Raw genomic sequence first — 22,998 nt, forward strand, 5'->3', positions numbered from 1 at the left:
GCATCACGGCGCGGGTGGCAGTATATGGCTTTAACGCAATAGAGCACGCTATGCAATCGCCGTTGGACGTAACTGGGTCTCGGCTCCTAGACTGTAAGCTCATTTCTTTTGAGTTACCGACCTATGCGTGTCTTTTCTAATCCGGTCGGTGCCGGTTCACTCTGGTTTGATAATTTGGTCACGGCGGATGGTGTGCCGGTGGCTTACGACCCCCAGGCGCGGGCGTTTATTCCCATGCCGCCCTTCTGTGCCAACCGCGAGGTGATTGGCTGTAACTGGATTGCCCCGAAACAGGGCGAGTTCTGCCGCGCCTGCGCGATGACGGCGCTGGCGCCCGACCCTTCCATTGCCGGTGCGATCCCCAACTGGGCGCAAACCGAGGCAGCCAAGCGCTGGGTGATTGACAACCTGGGCCGCTGGAACTGGTTTCGCCCGGAAGACCCCGGCGCACCGCCGGTGTTTCATATGCTGGCGGAAGGCGGCATCCCGGTGCCCATGGGGCATGTGGGCGGCGTGGTAACGATTAGCGTGGCCGAGGCAGATCCGGTGCTGCGCACCACCCGCAAAGAGGCGTTGGATGAGCCTTACCGCACCATGATTGGCCATATGCGCCATGAAATTGCCCACATGCTGTGGTGGCGGCTGAGCCTGCGGGATGACTTTTTGGATGCGTTTCGTGAGATGTTTGGCGATGAGCGAGCGGACTACCCAGCGGCGTTGCAGCGCCATTACCAAGATGGCCCGCCGCCGGACTGGCGCCAGCGTTTCCTCACTACCTACGCATCGGCACACCCGCATGAAGACTTTGCTGAAACCGCATCGCACTTGCTGCACTTAACCGATATTACCGACAGCTTTGTGTCTTCAGGCATGACCTCTCCAGCCTTGCCCAATACCTATAACTGGGATGCCTACGCCGAGCCGGATGCCGAGCGGCTGATTCACATTGCCGCCTCGTTAGTGGCGGGCGTGAACCATGTGAACCGCTCGATGGGGCTGTCGGATCTTTATCCGTTTGTGCTTTCCGATGTCGCGATGAAAAAGCTGGCGTTTGTTCACGACTGGCTGCGGCGCGGCGCACAAGGGCTTTGAGCGATTTAGTGAAGTCCAAGCGCCTCAACTACCGCTGCAACCTTCTGGCGGGCTTCCCCTTGCAGGGTATTCAACGGCTGGGGTAGGCAGGGGCGCTAACGCGACCGGTGAGTTCAGCAATGGTCGCTGCCACCCGCAGGCTGCCGCCATACTCGTTGTACAGCGCCCATAGCCGCGCTAAGGTTTCTGAACGGGCTTGGGCTTGTTCGGCATCGCCCGCTTGGGCGGCGCGGGTGAGCGCCAGCGCAATCTCTGGGTACAACCCGCCAATCACCGAATACCACGCCTCACAGCCCGCCAGCAGGCCCGTGGCGGCGGCGGGGTCGCCGCTGATGCCGATGGTCACATCATTAGGAATCAGCGCCCGCAGCCGCGCCACGCGGGCTTTGGCATCTTCCAAGTCAGTAGACACTGGCGGAATTTTGATCGAGCGCACCTGGGGCAGCTCAGCAATGCGACCATGCATCTCGTCGCTGAACGTAAAGTGGGTGGTGCCCGGGTTGTCGTACACGCACAGCGGCACGCTGATGGCGCGGCTGACGCTGCTGAACAGGTTGAACACGTCGTCATCGGTCAGCTTTTGGTACGAAACAGGCGCTAACAGCAGCCCGCTCGCCCCGGCCTGTTGGGCATGTTCGGCATTGGCCAACACATCGCGGGTGCGCAGCGCACCAATGCCCACCACCACCGGCACCCCCGCCGCACTCTCCACGCTCAGCTTGGCCACCCGCGCCCGCTCTTCCACGCTTAGATAAGCGTAGCTGCCGGTAGAACCCAGCACGCCAATGGAATCCACCTGTGCTTGCGCCAAGCGGGCCACGAGCTGGATAAACTCCTGCTCGTTAATGCCCTGCTCATTCATGGGGGTTAGCGGAAACGCACTCAGGCCGGTAAACATGGCAGTGTCCTTTCAGAAGTTTTATTGACCGAAACTAATCCCCAAACGCAGTGCTTGCAGGCCGTCCAGCTGTACCGTGACCTCATCAGACAACAGCGGGTGGCCTTGCACGCGCACGTTGACCGCTGCCTGGGAGCCACGGTAGCTAAGCGTTACGGCAATATTGGCGCTCTTGCTAACGGGGGCCAGCAGGTCATATTCGACGTTATCCACGCTGACCGATGACAGTCCACGGGCTTCTAACTGCTGCTCGACTTCCTTCTCGATCACCACGCCGTAGTAGAAATGGATGCCTGCGTAGCCGAGTCCCAGCAGTACCAGTAATGAAAAGAGCTTGCCCATTATTTGCCTCTGTTTGTGGTCATTTGCACGATAGGTGATGGATTACATCCGGCGCTTTAGCGACGCGTAGACGTTGCCTTTGTCACGCTTACCCACAGCAATAACGTAGATAAACAGTTCATCATCCACTACTTCATAAACCAGACGATAGCCTACGCTTCGAAGCTTTATTTTGTAGCAGGAATCGAAACCACTGAGTTTATCGGCAGGCACACGTGGAGTTTCTAGCCTTTCAGCTAGCTTCTTTTTGAACTGTTGTTTGACGGGTGGGCTAAGCTTTTCCCACTCTTTCAAGGCCGCGGGCAAAAAGCGTAGCTTATAAGTCATCCAGTGATACCGTGACCGCCTTGTCTTTATCGGCGCGACGCTCCTCCACTAGCTTGGCCAGCTCGTAGTCTTCCAGCATCTCCATCATCGCCTCGTAAGTTTCTACAGGGACTAGGTAAGCGGCGGGCTTGTTGTGATTCAACACAGCAATGGGGGCACCGCTTGCTTGGGTCAGCAGTGCCGAAGGGTTTTTCTTTAGCTCAGAAATACTGACCGAAAAGTTAGCTAATACTTGGTGCATAGAAACCTCCTGAAGCCATAAAAAAGCTCCTTTTCTAGCCCTCATATTAGCTCTTTTTTTGCGACAACTCCAAGCGTTCGCTGTTTACATTCACCGCTCAACGATGCGATGCCTAATGCCTGCACCCTCTCACACTCTCCGCCAGCGCTTTCACCAGCCCATGCACCCGCGCCACGGCCTCTTCGCCGCTGCTGGCGTGTTCGATGCAATCTACCAGCGCAGAGCCCACTACCACGGCGTCGCTAAAGCGGCCAATGGTGGCGGCCTGTTCGGCGGTGCGGATGCCAAAGCCCACGGCGATGGGCAGCGGCGTGTGTTCGCGCAGCTGATTCACGGCGCTTTCCAACCGCTCCGTCGTGGGTGCGCTGCCGCCCGTCACACCCGCCACGGAAACGTAGTAGATAAACCCGGAGGCGTTGGCCAGCACTTTGGGCAGCCGCTTGGCATCGGTGGTGGGCGTGGCGAGACGGATAAAATCAATGCCGTGCTGGGCAGCAGGCTGGCACAGCTCTTCGTCGTGTTCGGGCGGTAGATCCACCACGATCAGCCCGTCTACTCCGGCCTTGGCGGCATCGGTTAAGAAGCGCTCGACGCCGTAGCAGTAAATCGGGTTGTAGTAGCCCATCAGCACAATGGGGGTGGTGCTGTTTTGTTCACGGAACTGGCACACCATTTCCAGGGTTTTGGCTTGGGTTTGGCCGTTTTCCAGCGCTCGCAGGGCGGCTTTTTGAATGGCGGGCCCATCGGCCATGGGGTCGCTGAACGGCATGCCGAGTTCGATGATATCCACACCCGCTTCCGGCAGCCCGTGCAGCAGGCGGCGGGAGGTCTCGGGGTCTGGGTCGCCAGCGGTGAGGTAGCTTACCAGCGCCGGGCGGTTTTGCTGTTTGAGCGCGGCAAAGCACGCTTCAAGACGCGACGTTGTGTTCATGCTGCTCTCCTCCACTAGCCTGTTCTCCTCCACTACATTGCTCTCGCGTAGGGCGCTCATACGTTTTTTACTCCGAACTTATCCCCCAGGTGATGGGCAACGCTCACCATGTCTTTATCGCCACGACCACTGAGGTTGACCACCATCAGATGCTCGCGGGGCAGTGTTGGCGCGCGCTTAGCCACTTCGGCCAGGGCGTGGGCGGTTTCCAGCGCAGGGATGATGCCCTCTTGGCGACAGCAGATTTGGAATGCTTCCAGCGCTTCGTCATCGGTGGCGGAAACGTACTCAACCCGCCCCTGCTCGTGCAACCAGGCGTGCTCGGGGCCAATGCCGGGGTAATCTAGCCCGGCGGAAATCGAGTGGGCGTCGATAATCTGGCCATCTTCGTTTTGCAGCAGGTAAGTACGGTTGCCGTGCAGCACGCCGGGGGTGCCGCCGTTCAGGCTAGCGGCGTGCAGGCCGCTGTTAACGCCTTTACCGCCCGCCTCCACGCCCACCATGTGAACGCTTTCATCATCAATAAACGGGTAGAACAGGCCCATGGCATTAGAGCCACCGCCCACGCAGGCAATCAGCGAATCCGGCAGGCGGCCCTGCTTTTCAAGCATTTGGGTGCGGGTTTCATGGCCAATCACCGCTTGGAAATCGCGCACCATGGCCGGGTACGGGTGCGGGCCTGCCACGGTGCCGATGATGTAAAAGGTGTCGTCGACGTTTGTTACCCAGTCGCGCAGCGCTTCGTTCATGGCGTCTTTGAGGGTGCCGGTGCCAGAGGTCACTGGCACGATCTCCGCGCCCAACAGCTTCATGCGGAACACGTTGGGCTGTTGGCGTTCGATGTCGGTGGCGCCCATGTAAATCACGCAGGGCAAACCAAAGCGGGCCGCGACGGTGGCTGTCGCCACGCCGTGCATGCCCGCACCGGTTTCCGCGATGATGCGCTTTTTGCCCATCTGCTTGGCCAGCAGCACCTGACCAATGCAGTTGTTAATCTTGTGCGCGCCGGTGTGGTTCAGCTCTTCGCGCTTGAGGTAAATGCTCGCACCGCCGAAGTGCTCGGTGAGGCGCTCGGCAAAGTAGAGCGGGCTGGGGCGGCCAACGTAGTCGCCCTGAAAATAGGCGAGCTGGCGCTGAAATTCCGGGTCGTTTTTGGCGGTGGTGTACTCATCCTGCAGCTCAAGAATCAGCGGCATCAGGGTTTCAGCGACAAAGCGGCCACCGAAACTGCCAAACAGCCCGTTGGCATCGGGTAGGCTTAAGGGTTTGTTCATCACGACCTCTGCGGTATCGGGGCGATTTAAGATGCTAACGACGTTAACGCAGGCAGGCGGGAAGAAAAATCGATAAGATGGCAAGCACCTGTGAGTTTTACGCAACTATTGAAAGAGGCACTCATGCAACATAGCCTGCCGCCGTTGAGCGCCCTGCGCGCCTTTGAAGCCACCGCTCGGCTAGGCAGCGTGACCGCCGCCGCCAACGAGCTAAGCGTTACCCACGGTGCGGTTAGCCGCCAGCTAAAGAGCCTGGATGAGCATTTTGGCGTGGCGCTATTCACCAAAGTGGGCCGTGGGCTAGTGCTCACTCACCACGGCGAACGGCTGCAAAGTGGCGTGGGGGAAGCCTTCGCGAAACTGAGAGATAGTTGCACTTTGCTCAAGCATGAGGTGGAAGAAGCGCCGTTTACCCTGGCCTGCCCCGGCAGCCTGCTGGCGCGCTGGCTGATCCCCCGTTTAGACCGCTTAAACCAGGCGCTGCCGGAGCTAAAACTTCAGGTAGTGGTGAGCGATTCCGAGCAGCCCGGCACGCCCTCAGATGCCAGCGCCACACTGGCGTTTACTGAACCGCCTTGGCCTGCCGACATGGTGGTTATACCACTAATGCCCGAACAGATTTGTGCAGTAGTGAGCCCATCGTTGGCCGCGCAAACCGAGCCGGCCAACCCGGTATCGCTGTTTGCTAACAAGCTTCTCTACACCGCCTCACGCCCTCAAGCGTGGCCCCAGTGGGCTGCTGCTAAAAGGTTGGAGCAAAGTAAGCTGGAGACCGCCCTTCAGCAGGGCCAAGGCTTTGCCCATCTTTATTATTTGATTGAAGCAGCAGTGGCCGGTTTGGGTATCGCCATCGCCCCCAAATTATTAGTAGAGGATGATGTGAACAGCGGACGATTAGTCGCCCCGTGGGGAAGTATCGAAACGCCTGCGCGGCTCTGCCTGTTGCTACCTAAACACGCCAACGTTCGCCGCAGCGAGCCGCTGGCAGAGTGGTTTAAGCAGGCGCTTAAAGGGTGAGCGCGGTGTCAGCGCCGCTAGTGCGGCTAGCTAAATGCTGTCTGTTGAAAACTATCCCTGGTAATCACTGCGGCGTGCCATGCCTGAAGCTGCGGATACGCTTCTTTCCAGCTCACCTCGGGCAGCCTGAAGGCTAAATAGTCCAACGCCACCGCCGTGGAGATTTCACCAAGGTTGAGTGATTCGGTTAGCTGGTTTTGGTGAAGTTCATCGCCTAACTGTTTTATTAGACGCTGGATGGCACGCTGGCGTCTTAGGCCAAGTTCGCTTTGATCAATCTCAGCCCCATAATGTTTTCGAGCGATCACCGTAGTGAAGGAGGCATCCATTAGGTTTTGCCCCAGCCCGACTAGGTGCAGTACGTCAGCCCGTTGGGAGCTGGGTACTATTGGCATGCTGGGGCTAAAATCATCAAGATAAAAGGCAATCAGCAGCGACTCGCTGAGTGTTTTGCCATCCGGAGTAACGAGCGCCGGAATGCGCCCTGCGGGATTAACCGCTAGCAGCGCTTTGTCGTCTGCCCAGGGGTCACACCAGCGCAGCGTTACACTCTCCATGAGCCCTTTTTCCAGCAGGATGATGCGCGCCATACGCGCATAGGGGGACGTTGCGTTTAGAAAGAGTTCCATGCTTGCCTCAGGTGGTTACAAAATGAAGAGCGTTCGCGACGGCGGTATTAGCTAAGGTGCACAAGGTACATTACTGACTCGGCGTCACTTTTAGCACTCTGCCTTCTGGGTTGTCAGTCAGCAGGTAAATAGCACCTTCCGGGCCTACCCGCACATCGCGAATACGCTCTTCAAGCTCGCCAAATAAGCTTTCCACATCTTCCGCATGGGTAGCATCTGCTGAGAGGCGTACCCTGCGCACTTCTTTGTCGACTAAGGCGCCCACTAGAAGATCACCCCGCCATTCGGGAAATAGCTCGCCGGTATACAGCGCCATACCAGATGGCGCGATGGAAGGCGTCCACTCAAGCAGCGGTGGAATGGTGCCAGGGTATTGGTTGAACGGCGTAATGCGCGCGCCCGTATAATCCAGCCCGCCCGTTGCGATAGGCCAGCCAAAGTTAGCGCCTGCAGTAATTATATTGAGCTCATCACCACCGCGCGGGCCGTGCTCATGGGCAATCAGCCGCTGGTTCTGCTCATCCACCACCAGCCCTTGGATATTGCGGTGGCCATAGCTGTAAATTTCCGGCCGAGTATCCGCATCCCCGATAAACGGGTTGTCATCCGGCACACTGCCATCAGGGTGTATACGCACAATGCTGCCGATATGATTGCCAAGGTTCTGCGCTTGTTCGCGGTAGTCGAACCCATCGCCTAATGTCACGATTAAGGTTCCATCCGGTAGCCAAGCTAACCGGCCACCGTAGTGGGCATCCCCCCGTTTGGCGGGGTCAACGCGGAAGATCTCTTCGACCTCTTCAAGCCCGCGCTCAGTGAGTGTTCCATAGGCAATGCAGGTGTGGTTGGCGCTATGGTTGCCGCAGGCATAGCTGAGAAAAATCTGTTGATTCTGCTCAAACTGTGGGGAAGGCAAAACATCAAATAGCCCCGCTTGCCCGGACGCGTATACCGGCGGCAAACCGCTTAATGACGCCACCTGGGTATCGCCTTGCGCCGTTAACAACCGCAGCCGCCCGGGGCGCTCGGTCACTAACATTCGCCCATCCGGCAGAAATGCCAACGACCACGGGTGTTCAAGACCCTCAGCGATAGTGTCAATGTGATACGGCACGGTACCGGCCGTTGTTGCCTGGGCTTGCAGGTTTTCAGAATAACCCGGGAGAGCTAGAGCGCTCATGCCAAGCACCACAATCAGAAATTTTGGTTGGCGCGCGCGGCCCGTTGTCTGACTGTTAAGCAATCCAAACACCAACCCCGCAATGGCTGCCGTTCCTAGCATGGCAAGTAGCCCAAAAGTGTCACGAGTGGCGGCAATCAGGGTGGGCATGGGGGCTACACGGTTCACCAAAAGAAACGTCACCCATAACCCAGTAGCCCCCGCAATAGCGCACAGCGGTGCTAGCCACGGCTTACCTAACCTACGTGCGACCAGCATTGCAAACGCTTGGGAAATGATGAACCCCACCGAAAACAGCGCCGCATAAATAGGCCCGAAGTGAATTAAATCTTCGCGCGTTGAGACAATACGTAAGCCAAGCGGGATATCCACACCTATTGATTGCAGCGCCGCCATATTAAATTGGGTTTGCACGATGCTACCCAGTATCACACCTACAAACATCGCGATAATAAAACGTAAGCATAGGGCGGCCCAACTCGGCATTTGATTCATAAGGTATCTCATTTGTCGTGTAGATAAAGCATATGCAGTGACTCTCGATTAGGGAAGTAAACGCTACTACTGCCATGTTAACTCTACTAAGAAACGCCTTATGTTGCTTGACAAACCGATCAGCTTGCCAATCAAAGGTGGCCAAATTTGGCATTTATACACCACGACCTGTAAGGTAATTGAACGACCATTCAATTAAGGAGCTTTTATGCAACGTCATCCGCTAATTGCCGCTATATCGCTAGGTCTTTTCGCTGGTGCTGCCACCACTTCTGCGCTGGCTGAAGCCACCCCGCTGGAGCAGCAGCTAAAAGACCTCGAATCCTTTCAAGTCATTGCCCACCGTGGCGCCAGCGGCCATGCCCCAGAAAGCACGATGGCCGCCTACGAACTGGCCCATGAATGGGGCGTCGATTATTTAGAGCTGGATGTTCAAATCACCGCCGATGGTGAGTTGGTGGTGTTTCATGATGACGCCATTGGTCGCACCAGCACCGGTGAAGGCGCCATCAATGACCACACTCTAGAAGAACTACAAGCGTTGGATACCGGCACTTGGTTCAACGACGCTAACCCTGAAAACGCCGATGCGGCGTTTGAAGGCGCTCAAATTGTGACGCTTGATGAGTTGTTTGAGCGTTTCGGCCATGATGAGCGGTATTACATTGAAACTAAATCACCGCAATTAAACCCTGGCTTGGAAGAAGCCCTGGTTGAGTCGTTAGAAGCCCACGATATGATTGAGACAGGACGCGTGTTGGTCCAGTCATTCGAGCAGGACAGTCTACTTAAAATACGCGAGCTAAATGAGAACGTGCCACTCATTCAACTAGTGTGGTACCACACTAATGAAGAGGATGATTCGCAGCTACAAGAGTGGACAGGCGTCACACCGGGCCCAGCCGAGATCACCGATGAAGACTTCCAAGCAATCGCTGAATACGCAGTGGGCATCGGTACTAACGTCACTTACGATGGAAACGACGTTATTGATGCAGACTTTATTCGCCAAGCACAGGCAAATGGTTTGCCCGTTCATATTTATACGATCAACGAGACCGACGAGATGCAGCGCTTACTCGACTGGGGCGTAAATGGGTTGTTTACTGACTACCCTGACCGCCTGCTTGAACTCGTTGAGTAACCATGTGCCGTTACATGAAAACGCCCGGCTTTTTGCCGGGCGTTTTAGTTATGTAGGCTTAATGTAATGCGGTAGTGATATGTTTTATGTGCCTGGAGATATCCTAAAGATGGTGTAGTGTTACTAGGTATTTCAGGTTACTTTGGCCTAGCTATTTTGTAGTTTCCGTCAATAAGAAAAGCCGATAAGCTCCTCACCCAAGGACTTTTTAAGTAGCGGCTGCAAGGGAGACACGTCATTTACTTATTCACATCAGCAGTGTGGGCGATGCCTGCAGGGTGCATGGCCTGGCGTTTAGCGGGCAATGACTAACCATTCCTCGCCGTTCTCTTTTTTGAGCAGCACACGCAGGCAGTTGGCTTGGATAACAGCCTGCCTGATGCTTGTACTGTTTTCGGGGTTAGCAAAGGCACAAACGGTTGCCGATGAAAGCGTCATTGTTTTAGTAGCTCATCCTGACGTCCCCATCAGCTGGTTAACCCGTGATACCACTCGGGCAATTTTCGCCATGCGCCAACGTACTTGGCCGAATGGCCAAGCCGTACAGGTGTTTGTGCTGCCCAACCGCGACCCTGTACATGCGCGTTTTACCAAAGAGCAGCTCGCTGTTTACCCTCACCAGCTTCAATTGGCCTGGGATCGAGTGGTGTTTTCTGGCAGGGGGCAAGCACCCAACCGTGTTCGCAACCTGACTGAAATGCACGAAAAAGTGGCCAGTACGCCCGGTGCGCTGGGATACCTTGAAAGGGAGTACCTGGATGAAAGCGTCCAAGTCATTTCAATGGAGTGATCGCAAACTCGCCAAGAGGCTGATGGCGTGCCTTGTGTTGTTAACGCCCACCGCTGCCAGCTTAGCCGATGAGCACGTACTGGATACGCTGCAGGTGCATGGTTTTTTGAGCCAGGCGCTTATCGTGACCGACGACAACAACTTCTTTGGCCCCAGCAGTAACGGTTCGGGGAGTGTAGAGTTTACTGAGCTTGGGATTAACGCCTCGCTTCGACCGCACCGAGATGTACTGGTAGCTGCCCAGTTACTAAGTCGCCGTGCAGGCGGTGAAACCAGCGATGCACAACCCACGCTGGACTACGGCGTGATTGATTATCAGATGGTCTCAAACCAGGCGCGAACCCTGGGCGTACAGGCGGGTAGGTTTAAAAATCCCTTTGGCCTTTATAACCAAACCCGGGATGTAGCGTTCACCCGGCCAAGTATCTTACTACCTCAATCGATCTACTTTGACCGTACCCGGGCACTGGGTATAGCCGCAGATGGCGTCAATGTGTATCTGGAAGAGCGCATCCCCTCAGGCACGCTTAGGGTCAGCAGCGGCATTGGCCGACCACAAACAGGCTCCTTACTCGCTAAGCAGCTATTTGGTGATACTGGCAATAGTATCTCTTCTTCTTCGTTATCGGCCATTGCACAGGTTTTATACGAAGACCAGAGCGGTAAGTTTCTTGCAGCGTTAAGTGCTGCCAACGTTAACTTAGATGCCAACTTTGCCGACAACGCCGCAGACTTCAGCTTTCAGCCCTGGATTGCCTCGCTGCAATACAATGAAGAGCTATGGAGCTTGACAGCTGAGTTCGCCCTACGAAAACAGTCCCTTGAAGGTGACAATCTATCTCGAAACTTCGACATTACCGGCCATAGCTGGTACTTACAGTATCAACGACGTATGACGCCGAGCTGGAGCTGGCTGGTGAGGTACGACAGCCTCGTCAACAATACCGCCGACCGCTCAGGCCGCGACTATGAACAAAACGGCTTTGGACCAGCCCACTCGCAGTTTGCAGATGATGTAACCCTAGGCCTTCAGTGGACGCCCAACTCTCGCCTGATGCTTGCAGGGGAATACCATCACGTGAATGGCACTGGCTGGCTGCCAACACAGGATAACCCTGACGCTTCAGCCACTCGCCAGCACTGGAATATGCTGCTCTTTCAGCTTTCGCTGCGTTTTTAACACAGCAAGACAACGGAGCGTCCGTGATGAAGGCGTTTACAAATACACGAGCACGACAACGGCTTAGCCTAACCTGGCGCGTCACGGCGCTTAGTAGCCTGCTGCTGCTGGTACTAGTGGCGCTTTCCACTTGGCTGGGGCAGCACTACCTAACGCAGCAGTTTGAAAACAACCGCTTATTACATCATGAACGCCAACAGCGTGAAGTGCGCTTGGCGATGCAGCGCTCCGCCGACAATTTGCGCCAACTAGCGGGCTTAACAGCCGCTGCGCCTGATTTGGCTGAAGCATTAGTCCGTCGTAGCGATTCCGCATTAGAGACCGCTCTGAATGCTCGCTGGCCATCCTTACAGCTTGAAGCTGGCGTCGACGAAGTGTTTGTATTCGATACCCAGGGGAGGCTGGCAGGCCACTCAGGAACCAGCCTAGCCCCTACCGATCTCCCCTTAGAAAGCTGGATTGGCGAAGTATTAGCCACCGACTCGCCAGTGACCACGCTACGCTGCGCAGCAGACTGCCAACAATTTGCGGCGGTGCCCATGCTGATGGAAGGGGAAAGTATTGGTACAGTGGTGCTCTCGCGCTCGCTGGCCGATGTGACTCGACAGGCGAAAGAGGTCTCGGGCAGCGAAATTGCGCTGCTGGTAATCGGCGATAGCGAGATCCCAGCGGTTTTAGAAGAGCGCCGTTTAAAAGCCTGGAACGGCCACTTAGTCGCGCTCACCAACCGCGAGCCTACACTTTCATTACTCCAACTTGCCGCTACTAAAACACCGATCTATCCGCTGGCCAGCACTCCTTTCAGGATTGAGTATGCCAACCGCTATTTAGAGCTCGGCGCCGTCTATATGGAGGATGATGCGGATTGGCGCAGCACCAGCTACTTCCTTCTGATCTCCGATACTACCTCTCAAATGGCTGCAATTAACTCAGCCACTAATACGCTGCTCTTTGTTGGGGTTATGGGTTGGCTGGCCGCTCAGATACTGCTGTTGATGATCTTATTAGGGCCAATGGCACGGCTGCGCCGCATAGCAGGCCTCCTCCCGGCTCTGGCAAGCGGGCAGTTTAGTCGCGTTACGGCTATCTTGCCTCGTTCAACGCCGCGACTTTCCAATGAAATTGATGTGCTGGAGTACTCTACCCGCGAACTCGCTTATCAGCTTGAGTCTCTGGAAACCGCAGTACAAGAGCGCAGCAACCAGCTTGCAGAACGCATTGAAGAACTCGCCAAAGAGCGCGATTTTGTAAGTAGCCTTTTAGATACCGCCCGGGTCTTTATCGTGGTGCAAAACAGTGCCGGCCGTATCCAACTGGTGAATGACTACACGCGGGAGCGGCTCAGCCTCAATGATAGCGAGCTGCTAGGTCGCCACTTCATTGATATTTTTGATCAGCACGACCCTTTAACACTCAGCCATCGTCCTTCCTCACTGGCTGATGGTAGTCACAAAGTCCCTCGTGACGAGCCTTTGGGCATTCCCACCCAGGAAGAAAAAACCTTTCACACCGTCGATAAACGCTTTTACACCGTCGTTTGGTACCATGCTCCTCTAGCCGACAACCACAGTGGCAGCGCTGCCCGTATCTCTATTGGGCTAGATATTACCGAGCGCAAAGCAGCCGAGGCGCGCTTAACGTGGCTGGCCGAACACGACCCATTAACCGAGCTGTTTAACCGCCGGTACTTCCAAGATGCGCTGCTTGATTCACTTTCACGCCGTAGTGAGGGTGCCATTCTGCTGCTGGACCTTAACCAGTTTAAAGAAATCAATGAGCTTAGCGGCCACCATGTGGGTGACCAGTTGCTCTGCAAAGTAGCGGAGACGCTATATGCCAACCTAGGCCAACGCAGTACTATTGCCCGCTTAGGGGGGGATGAGTTTGCGCTACTGCTAGAGAGTGTTAGTAGTCAACAAGCAATCCATATTGCCGAATATATTACCCAACTTTTAGATGCTATTTGCTTTGTCAGTGCTGGCCGAAAACATCATATAGCGGCCAGCATAGGCATTGCCCTTTTCCCAAGCCATGGGCAAACCCCGGCAGACCTTCTCGCCAGTGCAGACATGGCGATGTACAAAGCGAAAGAGCGCGGCCTCCCCCACTGGTACCTGCACTCCAAAGAGGCAAATATTAAAGACGAACTCCAAGAGCGTGTTTACTGGGTAGAGCGGCTACATAGTGCACTGGAGACCAACAGTTTCGAATTAATGGCGCAGCCCATTGTTCGACTGCAGGATCGCGATATCAAACATTATGAAGTGTTACTACGGATGCGTAACCCCGATGGCAGTTTAGTCTCCCCCGCCCACTTTATTCCTGTTGCGGAACAGAGCGGCTTAATTATTCAGGTTGACCACTGGGTAATTAAACACAGCCTACAGGCCCTTAAAACGCTACAAGAGCGCGGCATTTCGCTCTCTGTCAACTTATCTGGCCAGTCACTGCACGATTTAAGCCTAAGACAGTACTTAACTGAAGAGTTGCGAAGCAGTGGCGCAGACCCGCACCACCTGATTTTAGAAGTTACCGAAACGGCCGCCATTACCGACTTTTCTACGGCGCGTAATGTGCTGCAAAGCCTTCGCGATCTGGGCTGTCGCACTGCGCTGGATGATTTTGGTATCGGCTTTAGCAGCTTCCACTACCTAGGCCAACTGCCTGTTGATTATATAAAAATCGACGGCTCGTTTATTCGTAGCCTGCTGACCAACCCTGATAGCCACACGATTGTGAAAGCAATAGCAGACATTGCCAAGGGCTTTGGTAAGCAAGCTATTGCTGAGTATGTTGACCAGGAGGCATTAACGCCTATTCTGAAAGAGTATGGCATCACGTATGGGCAGGGCTTCCACTTGGGTAAGCCAGAGAGTTTAGAACAACTACTAAAGGGATAAAGTAGCCGTGAAGAAAATAGCCATTAATAAAACTATTCAACCGCCTACTACAACGCCTGAAGATATAAAGCAAAACACCTTTACACCCGACTTTTTTGATCGTCATTTCTCTTTAATCATTGCGCAAACTACTGATGAAAAAATACGCGCTTTTTCCCTTCGCTACGCCGTTTTTAACGAAGAGCTTAATTACAAACTTGGCGATACGACCCACCAAAACATTGAAAAAGATATTCACGATCAGCACTCAATTCTCTGTTTACTGCACCATAAAGAAACCGGAATAGATGTGGGGTGCGTACGCATAGTGTTGATCAACAAGCAGCGCTTTTCCTCTTCGCCCAGCCTTCCCCTGGAGGAGTATTACCATAAAAGCCTCTTTACCTCGCACCAGCATCCCCGCTACTTCGCATCTGAAAGCGTTTGTGAAGTGTCACGTTTAGCGGTGCACCCTGGGTTCAGACGAAAAAGCGCCGCCGACATCAACAACCATGAGAGCAGTATTCGTGAAAGCCCGGCGCTTGTTAGCTTAAGCTTGTTCCTGGCCGCAACGGCCATTGTGGGCATTGCACAGCGCCACCATGTCTTCGCTATGCTCGAGCCGAGGTTTAATCGTCTGCTTGGCGCCTCGGGACTGCACTTTCAACAAGTAGGCGAACTCATTCAGCACTGTGGTGAAAGAGCCGCCTTTTATATTGACCAACGTGTAGCTGAACACCACCTGCCCGAAAAAATAGTACCACTCTACCAGCTGATAAAATCCGGCCTCGCTACCCAGCTAGCATACGCAAACACCCCGGCTTTAAGTGAGGCTACACCGCTTTAAGTTAGATACTTACCCTAGGACAGCCCCCAGCCCAGGGTTAAGTAGCCTTTTGCTGTTTGAAATCCTGCACCGTTACGCTGGCAAACTTTTCCAGAAAAAACACCAATGTTTCAGGGTGTTTGAAGCGCCGTTCAAAGGCTTCCTGCTGCCCCTGGGTGCGGCGCGTAACGCGAGCGTTATACTCATCGCCAACCTTGCTAACATTGACGCTATTTTCCCGTTCACCCTCACGGTGTACAGCCGTTAGGGGCGTGGATGTCTCCAGTAGCGCTGCCAGTTGACGGGCTGCTGCCTGCTCATCTGACGTTGCCCACAGCGGTTGGTCACGATTACCGTAGTGGTACAGCAGAATCACTAGCAAGACCGAAAAAACAGTGCTGGTAAGCATCCAGGTTAGCTCTACATTCGCCACCGGCATGGTGAAAATCACCAACAGCTGTAATACCGCACCAATGGCCAACAAGATGGCAAAAGGCCGCCAGATGCGAGGGTTCATAAAGCCACGTTTTAAGATGTAGCCCCATAACCCCAGCACAGCCAGCGCCCCTACAGAGAGGTGCACTATAGCGAGAGGCGTTCCGCCGCCCGAAAACAGCGCAACGACCCCCATGACGGGAATCAGCGTATAAAAAACGGCTAAGAGATAGTAGGCACGCGTGAGAGTCATTGATGGCTCCTTTTATAGTTTTTGGTACCGCCGTTTGCCATGCAATCCAGATAGAAATGCTCAACCTATGTCGCTTACTGCGTTATTTCATTTCAAAGCCACGCTTTACCAAAAAATCACGCATATGGGGGCGTAGCTTGTCATCAAACAGTGGCTTCAAATTATGCGACCAGTCGGTATTTTTATTGCTACTGCTCCGCGCTTGGTAGTAAGCCTGCATCGTGGAATCAAAAGCTTGTACCAGCTCGGTGTCTTCAGTGTAGTAGTCTTCTTTTAAAATCGCTTCTACTGGTAGGCGCGGCTTTACTTCCGGATTGTGCGCTGGGTAGCCAAGGCATAAGCCAAATACCGGATAAACGTGCTCAGGAAGGCGCAACAAATCGCTAATCTGCTGGGGGTTATTGCGAATACCGCCGATATAGCAAATACCTAGCCCTTCGGACTCCGCTGCTACCACAACATTTTGGGCCACTAAGGCAGTGTCTACGGTGGCAACCAATAATTGCTCGGTCATGCCTCGCTCAACGTTGGCTCCTGTGCGTGCTGATGCTTCCGTTGGGCGTTTCATATCGGCACAAAATACTAAAAATGCCGCGCAGCTTGCGACATACCCCTGCCCACCGGCCAGCTCGGCGATCTGCTCACGGTTAGCGGCGTCTTTAACGTGAATAACGGTATAGGCTTGTACGTGGCTTGAGGTCGCCGCGCTTTGGCCCGCTTGAATCAGTTCAAGCAGCAATCCATGGGGTATTTCTTGGTCGCTAAATTTACGAATAGAACGGTGGGACTGCAGTAATTTGATAACGTCGTTCATAGTGCCTCACTTAGGAATAGGGTGATAACAACCAGTGGCTAGCATGGCACAGCCTTGCCATTTTTATGAATTTTCGATGAGCGGCTTTTTTAACGATGATGTAAGCGAACATTTTACTAGCCAGCGCACGCGGTTAATTTCAAACGGTATAGACAAATACCATCATGAATCAGTGGCTTCTTAGCGAATAAGTTATCCAGCGTACGGCTATACTGTTTATTATGAAAATAAATGGAATAACGTTGCCGGGAAGCCGCCATGTCTAATCGCTCAAACACACCGCCAGGGCAGGAATGGAACGCCAGCCACTATGCGGAAAACGCGGACTTCGTTCCTAAACTAGGAGGCGAAGTGCTAAAACTTCTTGCCCCACAAGCGGGCCAGCGCATATTGGACCTTGGCTGTGGCGATGGTGCGCTAACCGAGCGTATTGCCCAAACGGGGGCGAATGTGTTGGGTATCGACGCGTCAGAGGAGATGGTGGAGGCTGCGCGACTGCGGGGCCTCAACGCCCGCGTAATTGATGGCCACCAGCTGCCCTTTGACCATGAGTTTGACGCCGTATTCAGCAATGCAGCATTACACTGGATGCTAGACCCACAAAAGGTGCTCGCTGGCGTAAAGCGCGCGCTAGAACCGGGTGGGCGCTTTGTTGCCGAGTTTGGCGGCCATGGCAATGTGGCGGCCATTTGCACCGCCCTTATCGCCTCGCTGCAGTTTCGTGGCATTAGTTCACACGGGCGCCATCCATGGTATTTTCCCACCACGCAAGAGTATGCCCACCTACTGCAAACCGTGGGTTTTCATGTCGACTCTATTGAGTTGATCCCACGCCCTACCCCCCTGCCTACGGGCATGGCAGGCTGGCTTAGAACCTTTGCCAACCCCTTCCTGCACAACTTAGACCAAGACCTACAAGAAGCCATTATTGATAATACGATGAATCTTCTTTCCCATAGCCTAAACGATGGTCAAGGCAACTGGACGGCTGACTATGTACGGCTTAGGGTCTCCGCACACGTCTAGTATCGCCTGCGCTATACAGTGACCACATAAAAAAAAACCCACCGCTGTAGGCGGTGGGTGTGCATTGCTAGTGCTATTTACACACGGGTATCTTTTAATGTCGCCATATCAATAACGAAGCGGTAGCGTACATCACCTTTCTCCATACGCTCGAAGCCTTCGTTGATATTGTTAATATCTAACATTTCGATATCACAGGTGATGTTTTGCTCAGCACACAGTTGGAGCAGCTCTTCGGTTTCAGCTATACCGCCAATCAGTGAACCCGCCACCACGCGGCGCTTAAACACCAGGTTAAACGCTTCGATTGCAGGTTCGATAGGCTCTAGCAAGCCCACTAGAATGTGCGTGCCATCATACTTTAGTGAGGCTAAGTACGGGTTCAAGTCATGCTGCACCGGGATGGTGTCGAGCATAAAATCGAAGGAGCCTGCTACAGCCTTCATCTGCGCTTCATCGCCAGACACCACCACATGGTCGGCACCGTTGCGCTTGGCCTCTTCTACTTTAGCGTCAGAGCGGGTAAACACGGTGACTTCAGCCCCCAGCGCTTTGGCTAGTTTGACGCCCATATGACCAAGGCCGCCCATACCAATAACGCCCACTTTGTGGCCTTTGCCAACCTTAAAGTGTTTAAGAGGCGAATAGGTCGTAATACCGGCACACAGAATAGGGGCAGCAGAGGCGAGATCAATGCCATCAGGCATCTGCAGTACAAAGTGTTCGCTGACCACAATCGCATCAGAGTAGCCACCTTGGGTTAAGGTGCCGTCCTGGCGGTCAGCGCTGCCGTAGGTCATGGTGAAGCCTTCCATGCAGTACTGCTCTACGCCTTCTTTACAAGCAGAGCAGGTGCGGCAGGAGTCAACCATGCAGCCCACACCGACTAAATCACCGGCTTTAAAACGTGTTACATCGCCACCCACAGCGGTCACGCGGCCAACAATCTCGTGACCGGGCACCACCGGATACTGGCTCATTCCCCAGTCGTTACGGGCAAAGTGCAGGTCACTGTGGCAAACACCACAGTAAAGAATTTCAATAGCAACATCGTCGGCGCGTGGCTCACGACGATCAAAGGTAAACGGCGCCAGAGGTTTATCGGCGGAAAACGCCGCGTATGATTTTGCTTGGCTCATAAAAGCTCCTTTTTAAAACATCCCGCGCGTGCGGAAAAGTATTTCCATTATTCGCTGCTAACGGTTAGATAGCGATGAGCGAAGCTACGTTTTTTTTGCTCATTTCTCTCTTTATTTGCAATAAAATAACAATAAACCGCCAAAAAACATCATAATTGTCGTTTACTACTGACGTATCACCACAAAGGAGAGCTAGCCATGGCTAGCACAGCGCATACAGGCAGCGCGCTCGCTGACTTAATCAAGCCATTGGTAAACGGAAATGGGTTAAACGCGTCTCGCTTATCACGGGTGGGGATACTCTGCCTGGGGCGTCATCAGGAGCGTACTCCGCTCATGTACGATCCCAGCTTAATTATTATCGCCCAGGGCCGTAAGGTGGGTTATCTAGGCGATCGTGAGATCCATTACAACCCAGGTCACTATCTTGTGCAGACCCTCCCCATGCCTTTCGAGTGTGAAACGCATGGCTCTCCTGATACGCCGTTACTTGGCATTTCAGTCAAGCTTGACCCCGCCTTACTCAGTGAAATGGTTACCGCGATGGGGGATATTGGCCTACCCTCAACACCCCCTAAGCCCATGGCGTCAGTTGCGATGAACGAGGGCATGCAAAGGGCGATGCTGCGCTTAGCACATACGCTGCATGACGACCTGGAGTGCACGATAATGGGCGATGCCCGCATCCGAGATGTGGTATTTGAAGCGCTAAAAGGGGAGCAAGGCCCAGCCCTGCGGGCACTGGTTAAAGGGCATGGCCACTATTCACGCATAGTGCAAATACTGTCGAAGCTTCACGCACAGTTTGCTGACGACTTTAGCGTTGAACAGCTCGCCCAACAGGCGAATATGAGCGTATCAACCTTTCATCAGCACTTTAAGCAGATTACCCGCTCGTCGCCTGCCCAGTATTTAAAGCGGCTGCGCCTGATCAAAGCGCAGCAGCTTATCTTGCAAGATAGTCACAATGTGAACCAAGCAGCACTGGCAGTGGGATATCGCAGCGTGCCTCAATTCAGTCGAGACTATAAGCGCTATTTTGGCGAATCACCGTTACAGCACAAGCGACAGGAACAGGCGCTACGTGCATAGGTAGTTGACCTCAGTAGGCTCACTTGGCAAATATCTGGCTTTTATCTTTAAATGCTTTGAACTCAAGGGCGTTACCGCAGGGGTCGAGTAGAAACATGGTGGCCTGCTCACCTACCTCGCCTTTAAAGCGAATGTAGGGCTCGATGACAAAATCGGTGCCTCTCTTTTCTAACCGCTTAGCCAGGGTTTCCCACTCCTCCCACTCTAAAATCACGCCAAAGTGTGGCACCGGCACGTTATGTCCATCCACCGGGTTGGTGTGGGCGCTATCTTGGCCAGGGGTTTTGGGGTGCTCGTGAATCACTAACTGATGGCCGAAAAAATTAAAATCGACCCAGTGGTCACTAGAGCGCCCTTCTTCAAGGCCAAAGACATCATTGTAAAACGCGCGGGCAAGCGCTACATCGTAGACAGGAATCGCTAAATGGAAAGGGGAAAGGCTCATGACTGTCTCCTGTTTTAGTGCTTTTGTTAGGGATAGATTGGTGTGGGCTGGCATGCGACACAACCGCTATGCGATTATCCTAGGCGGTGCCATGCAAAAATAAAATCAATTGTTTTTTTATTGATTCACAAATATTTCTGATGATTGAAACGGCGAATGATACGAGAACTGAAAACCCTAGTCGCCGTTGCTCAACACGGCACCTTTGCAGCGGCAGGCCAGCAGGTTGGGCTTACTCAGGCAGCGGTCAGTGCACAAATGAAGCGTTTGGAAGAAGCGCTTGGACTGACCCTATTTGAACGCAGTGGCCGAGCAGCCGTGCTTACGCAGCGAGGGCAAGAAACCCTGCTGCAGGCGCAAGCGTTGCTAGGGATGTACGCCACGTTAGGCGATTCGCCATCACATCAGGGGCTTGATACTCGGCTCACCATAGGGGCAATAGCCTCTATTCAACGCACCCTGCTACCCGCTGTTTTAGCGCGCTTTCACCGCCGCTACCCCGAGTGTCATACGCGCTTAGTGCCGGGGCTTTCTATGGACTTAATGAACCAGGTAGACGCAGGTGAGCTGGATATGGCGGTGATTATTCGTCCTCCGTTTTCACTGCACAGCGATTTACGCTGGACGCCTCTGGCTCACGAGCCTTTTCGCTTACTGGTGCCCCGCCAGTTACCGGGCGAAGAGTGGCGAGAACTTCTTACTCACCATCCCTTCGTACGCTACGACCGAACCTCGTTTGGCGGCCGTCAGGTAGATCGCTTTTTAAGGGATAATCACTGCCAAGTGCGCGACATATGCGAGGTCGATGAGCTAGATGCTATTGTGCAATTGGTTGCCGATGGCGTGGGAGTCGCGCTTGTCCCTCAACCCAAGGCATTGAAACGCTGGCCCAAGGGAGTGCGGGCGATTGATTTAGGCGAACGCACCATACACCGCGATATAGGTTTGATTCATCGCACTAACGGGCATTTAAGCCAGCCCGCTCGGGCATTGTCCCAATTAATTGGTACTATTGCTTCTTAAACCACTAATGACCTTCATTGACTTAATCAGTACGCAGGCCACCCCCATGCAACCTAAAGACCTTGAGAAACTCGTCACCCGGACGATGCCGTTTGGAAAGCACCAAGGCTGTATTATTGCCGATCTACCTGGGCCCTATCTCAACTGGTTTGCGCGGGAGGGCTTTCCTGACGGTGAGATTGGTCACCTCCTCCACTTGATGCATGAGATAGACCATAACGGCCTCAGCGGTCTGCTTGAACCACTGCGCCACAAATAATCAAGTGGCTGCTAATCTAATGCCTATTGTTCAGCGCCCGATCACGTTCAACGACGTATAACGCTTGGTGTTGCTGAGCATCAGCAGGAAATCGACCTAGCGCCACGGCCTGCTCAAAAAAGCCCGCGGCGGGCAAGTGATCACCTCGGCGGCTAACCACCAACGCGGCAATCATTGGCTGCCCTGCGGCAACATCCTCTTCCATCAGCAGTTCAAGCGCTTTAGCAACACGCTGTATAGTTCTCGGTGGCGTGAGCCCTAACGCAATCGCTACTTGCTGATAAGTCATCGGCAACTCAGCGCTGGGCGTGCTGAGTAGCAGTGAGCGCACCTGGGACGCTAAAGCGGCGTTTATATCGCGTTGTGCCATGATTGTGACGCACTCTCTTAATCAGATTAATAAGCACACCATTGAAGCGCTGGTTATGCTGAAGACATACTTTGCGCATGTTACCGCGATCGACGCTAGGAAAAAGGCATGGCTAAACGATTAAAAAACTTTCAACAAACGAAAGGCGGTGTATGGCCAACCCTGTTGGCATGGGTAAGCGTTTTAACACTGTTTATTGCAGTACTGCTGATGGCGGGCGCTGGCCCGGCTTACCGCTGGCAACTCCTTGGGCTTGGTGAGGCATTCACATTACTTCGGAATGGTGTGTATGCCACCGCAGGTGCGACGCTGCTAAGCTTGCTACTGCTTGTGGTGAGTGGCATCACTCGCCGCTTTGGTGCTGCTTTAGTAGCGGTAATAGTCATTGCCGCCACCCTGGCGCTGCTATATTCACCGTGGCAGCAGTGGCAGCGCGCGCAACAAGCCCCCGTTATTCATGATATTACTACTGATTTACAAAACCCTCCCACCTTCAACGCCTTAAGAAACGAACGCGAAGCTGCACCCAATGCGGTGGACTACCCCGGCGAAACCACGGCCCGACAGCAGCGGGAGGCGTATCCTAATGTGCAGCCGCTTGTGGTTGATGCTCCTGCCACTAGCATTCTTGCGGCAGCTCAAGCTGAGGTGGAAGCATCCGGCTGGCGGATTGCAGCGATTACTGAGAACACCATTGAAGCGACCGCCACGACCTACTGGTTTGGCTTTGAAGATGATGTGGTGATACGTCTGAGCGAACAACAAGATGCTGTTCGTATTGATATGCGCTCGGCCTCTCGATTAGGCGCCAGCGATATTGGTACCAATGCCCAACGAATCGAAACATTTCTGACAGCACTGCGTGAACGCCTAGAGTAAACAGCCAGGAACAGGGCA

24 protein-coding genes and 1 pseudogene are annotated in these 22,998 nt (G+C 54.0%); 12 read left to right on the top strand and 13 right to left on the bottom strand.

What is annotated here, in order from left to right; genetic code table 11:
* The first annotated feature begins 123 nt into the window (after nt 1-123).
* A complete protein-coding gene (locus BB497_15800) occupies nt 124-1,092 on the top strand; it encodes a hypothetical protein (GenBank protein ID AVI64069.1) in 969 nt (322 codons plus the stop codon).
* Between the two features lie 5 nt (nt 1,093-1,097).
* Here BB497_15800 and BB497_15805 read toward each other — a convergent pair.
* From BB497_15805 to BB497_15830, 6 genes and pseudogenes are all read right to left on the bottom strand, one after another.
* Nucleotides 1,098-1,990, bottom strand: a pseudogene (locus tag BB497_15805) (dihydrodipicolinate synthase family protein).
* Nucleotides 1,991-2,011: 21 nt separating this feature from the next.
* On the bottom strand, nt 2,012-2,332 hold the full coding sequence (locus BB497_15810) for a hypothetical protein (GenBank protein ID AVI64070.1): 321 nt from the start codon (nt 2,330-2,332) through the stop codon (nt 2,012-2,014).
* A 42-nt stretch (nt 2,333-2,374) separates the two neighbouring features.
* Complete coding sequence (locus tag BB497_15815) at nt 2,375-2,659, bottom strand: addiction module toxin RelE (GenBank protein AVI64071.1); 285 nt, start codon at nt 2,657-2,659, stop codon at nt 2,375-2,377.
* Complete coding sequence (locus BB497_15820; GenBank protein AVI64072.1) at nt 2,649-2,900, bottom strand: antitoxin; 252 nt, start codon at nt 2,898-2,900, stop codon at nt 2,649-2,651. Before BB497_15820 ends, BB497_15815 begins: the two co-directional genes overlap by 11 nt.
* Nucleotides 2,901-3,012: 112 nt before the next feature.
* Nucleotides 3,013-3,831 (bottom strand): tryptophan synthase subunit alpha, encoded by an 819-nt coding sequence (locus tag BB497_15825; protein AVI64073.1) that lies wholly within the window; start codon nt 3,829-3,831, stop codon nt 3,013-3,015.
* 56 nt (nt 3,832-3,887) lie between these two features.
* Nucleotides 3,888-5,105, bottom strand: coding sequence for a tryptophan synthase subunit beta (locus BB497_15830; protein ID AVI64074.1), 1,218 nt, complete (start codon nt 5,103-5,105; stop codon nt 3,888-3,890).
* Between the two features lie 123 nt (nt 5,106-5,228).
* Here BB497_15830 and BB497_15835 point away from each other — a divergent pair, with 123 nt between their 5' ends.
* Entirely contained in the window at nt 5,229-6,122 is an 894-nt protein-coding gene (locus BB497_15835; protein ID AVI64075.1) for a transcriptional regulator, read from the top strand.
* A 26-nt stretch (nt 6,123-6,148) separates the two neighbouring features.
* Here BB497_15835 and BB497_15840 read toward each other — a convergent pair whose 3' ends face one another.
* Together BB497_15840 and BB497_15845 are read right to left on the bottom strand one after the other, a co-directional pair.
* Nucleotides 6,149-6,751: a glutathione S-transferase gene (locus tag BB497_15840; GenBank protein AVI64076.1), complete on the bottom strand. Its 603-nt coding sequence runs from the start codon at nt 6,749-6,751 to the stop codon at nt 6,149-6,151.
* Between the two features lie 70 nt (nt 6,752-6,821).
* Entirely contained in the window at nt 6,822-8,426 is a 1,605-nt protein-coding gene (locus tag BB497_15845; protein ID AVI64077.1) for a glucose sorbosone dehydrogenase, read from the bottom strand.
* A gap of 208 nt (nt 8,427-8,634) precedes the next feature.
* Between BB497_15845 and BB497_15850 the strand changes: the two genes are divergently transcribed.
* The 5 genes from BB497_15850 to BB497_15870 all read left to right on the top strand — a co-directional run bounded on the left by BB497_15850 (nt 8,635) and on the right by BB497_15870 (nt 15,266).
* A complete protein-coding gene (locus BB497_15850) occupies nt 8,635-9,570 on the top strand; it encodes a glycerophosphodiester phosphodiesterase (GenBank protein AVI64078.1) in 936 nt (311 codons plus the stop codon).
* Nucleotides 9,571-9,949: 379 nt separating this feature from the next.
* The gene (locus BB497_15855; protein AVI64079.1) at nt 9,950-10,360 is read left to right on the top strand and encodes a hypothetical protein; all 411 of its coding nucleotides are present in this window, start codon (nt 9,950-9,952) and stop codon (nt 10,358-10,360) included.
* A 22-nt stretch (nt 10,361-10,382) separates the two neighbouring features.
* Nucleotides 10,383-11,540 (top strand): hypothetical protein, encoded by a 1,158-nt coding sequence (locus BB497_15860; GenBank protein ID AVI64080.1) that lies wholly within the window; start codon nt 10,383-10,385, stop codon nt 11,538-11,540.
* A gap of 26 nt (nt 11,541-11,566) precedes the next feature.
* A complete protein-coding gene (locus BB497_15865) occupies nt 11,567-14,440 on the top strand; it encodes a diguanylate cyclase (protein AVI64081.1) in 2,874 nt (957 codons plus the stop codon).
* Nucleotides 14,441-14,447: 7 nt separating this feature from the next.
* Nucleotides 14,448-15,266, top strand: coding sequence for a hypothetical protein (locus BB497_15870; GenBank protein ID AVI64082.1), 819 nt, complete (start codon nt 14,448-14,450; stop codon nt 15,264-15,266).
* A 37-nt stretch (nt 15,267-15,303) separates the two neighbouring features.
* On the opposite strand, the gene BB497_15875 is transcribed toward BB497_15870, so the two are convergent.
* On the bottom strand, nt 15,304-15,933 hold the full coding sequence (locus BB497_15875) for a hypothetical protein (GenBank protein ID AVI64083.1): 630 nt from the start codon (nt 15,931-15,933) through the stop codon (nt 15,304-15,306).
* Between the two features lie 82 nt (nt 15,934-16,015).
* Nucleotides 16,016-16,747, bottom strand: coding sequence for a nitroreductase A (locus BB497_15880; GenBank protein ID AVI64084.1), 732 nt, complete (start codon nt 16,745-16,747; stop codon nt 16,016-16,018).
* Between the two features lie 258 nt (nt 16,748-17,005).
* Between BB497_15880 and BB497_15885 the strand changes: the two genes are divergently transcribed.
* On the top strand, nt 17,006-17,773 hold the full coding sequence (locus tag BB497_15885) for a trans-aconitate methyltransferase (protein AVI64085.1): 768 nt from the start codon (nt 17,006-17,008) through the stop codon (nt 17,771-17,773).
* A 77-nt stretch (nt 17,774-17,850) separates the two neighbouring features.
* Here the strand turns inward: BB497_15885 and BB497_15890 are convergent, their stop codons facing one another.
* On the bottom strand, nt 17,851-18,912 hold the full coding sequence (locus tag BB497_15890) for a hydroxyacid dehydrogenase (GenBank protein ID AVI64086.1): 1,062 nt from the start codon (nt 18,910-18,912) through the stop codon (nt 17,851-17,853).
* Between the two features lie 198 nt (nt 18,913-19,110).
* Between BB497_15890 and BB497_15895 the strand changes: the two genes are divergently transcribed.
* The gene (locus BB497_15895) at nt 19,111-20,004 is read left to right on the top strand and encodes an AraC family transcriptional regulator (protein AVI64087.1); all 894 of its coding nucleotides are present in this window, start codon (nt 19,111-19,113) and stop codon (nt 20,002-20,004) included.
* 19 nt (nt 20,005-20,023) lie between these two features.
* Here the strand turns inward: BB497_15895 and BB497_15900 are convergent, their stop codons facing one another.
* Nucleotides 20,024-20,449: a glyoxalase gene (locus tag BB497_15900; GenBank protein ID AVI64088.1), complete on the bottom strand. Its 426-nt coding sequence runs from the start codon at nt 20,447-20,449 to the stop codon at nt 20,024-20,026.
* A gap of 156 nt (nt 20,450-20,605) precedes the next feature.
* Here BB497_15900 and BB497_15905 point away from each other — a divergent pair, with 156 nt between their 5' ends.
* Together BB497_15905 and BB497_15910 are read left to right on the top strand one after the other, a co-directional pair.
* Complete coding sequence (locus tag BB497_15905) at nt 20,606-21,472, top strand: LysR family transcriptional regulator (GenBank protein ID AVI64089.1); 867 nt, start codon at nt 20,606-20,608, stop codon at nt 21,470-21,472.
* 46 nt (nt 21,473-21,518) lie between these two features.
* Nucleotides 21,519-21,731, top strand: a complete 213-nt coding sequence (locus BB497_15910; GenBank protein AVI64380.1) for a hypothetical protein — start codon at nt 21,519-21,521, stop codon at nt 21,729-21,731.
* A gap of 16 nt (nt 21,732-21,747) precedes the next feature.
* On the opposite strand, the gene BB497_15915 is transcribed toward BB497_15910, so the two are convergent.
* Complete coding sequence (locus tag BB497_15915) at nt 21,748-22,101, bottom strand: hypothetical protein (protein ID AVI64090.1); 354 nt, start codon at nt 22,099-22,101, stop codon at nt 21,748-21,750.
* Between the two features lie 108 nt (nt 22,102-22,209).
* Here BB497_15915 and BB497_15920 point away from each other — a divergent pair, with 108 nt between their 5' ends.
* Complete coding sequence (locus tag BB497_15920) at nt 22,210-22,980, top strand: hypothetical protein (GenBank protein AVI64091.1); 771 nt, start codon at nt 22,210-22,212, stop codon at nt 22,978-22,980.
* Nucleotides 22,981-22,998: the final 18 nt, after the last annotated feature.

Origin of the sequence: Halomonas sp. GFAJ-1 (assembly GCA_002966495.1) — a bacterium.
In the GTDB taxonomy this organism is placed as follows: domain Bacteria; phylum Pseudomonadota; class Gammaproteobacteria; order Pseudomonadales; family Halomonadaceae; genus Vreelandella.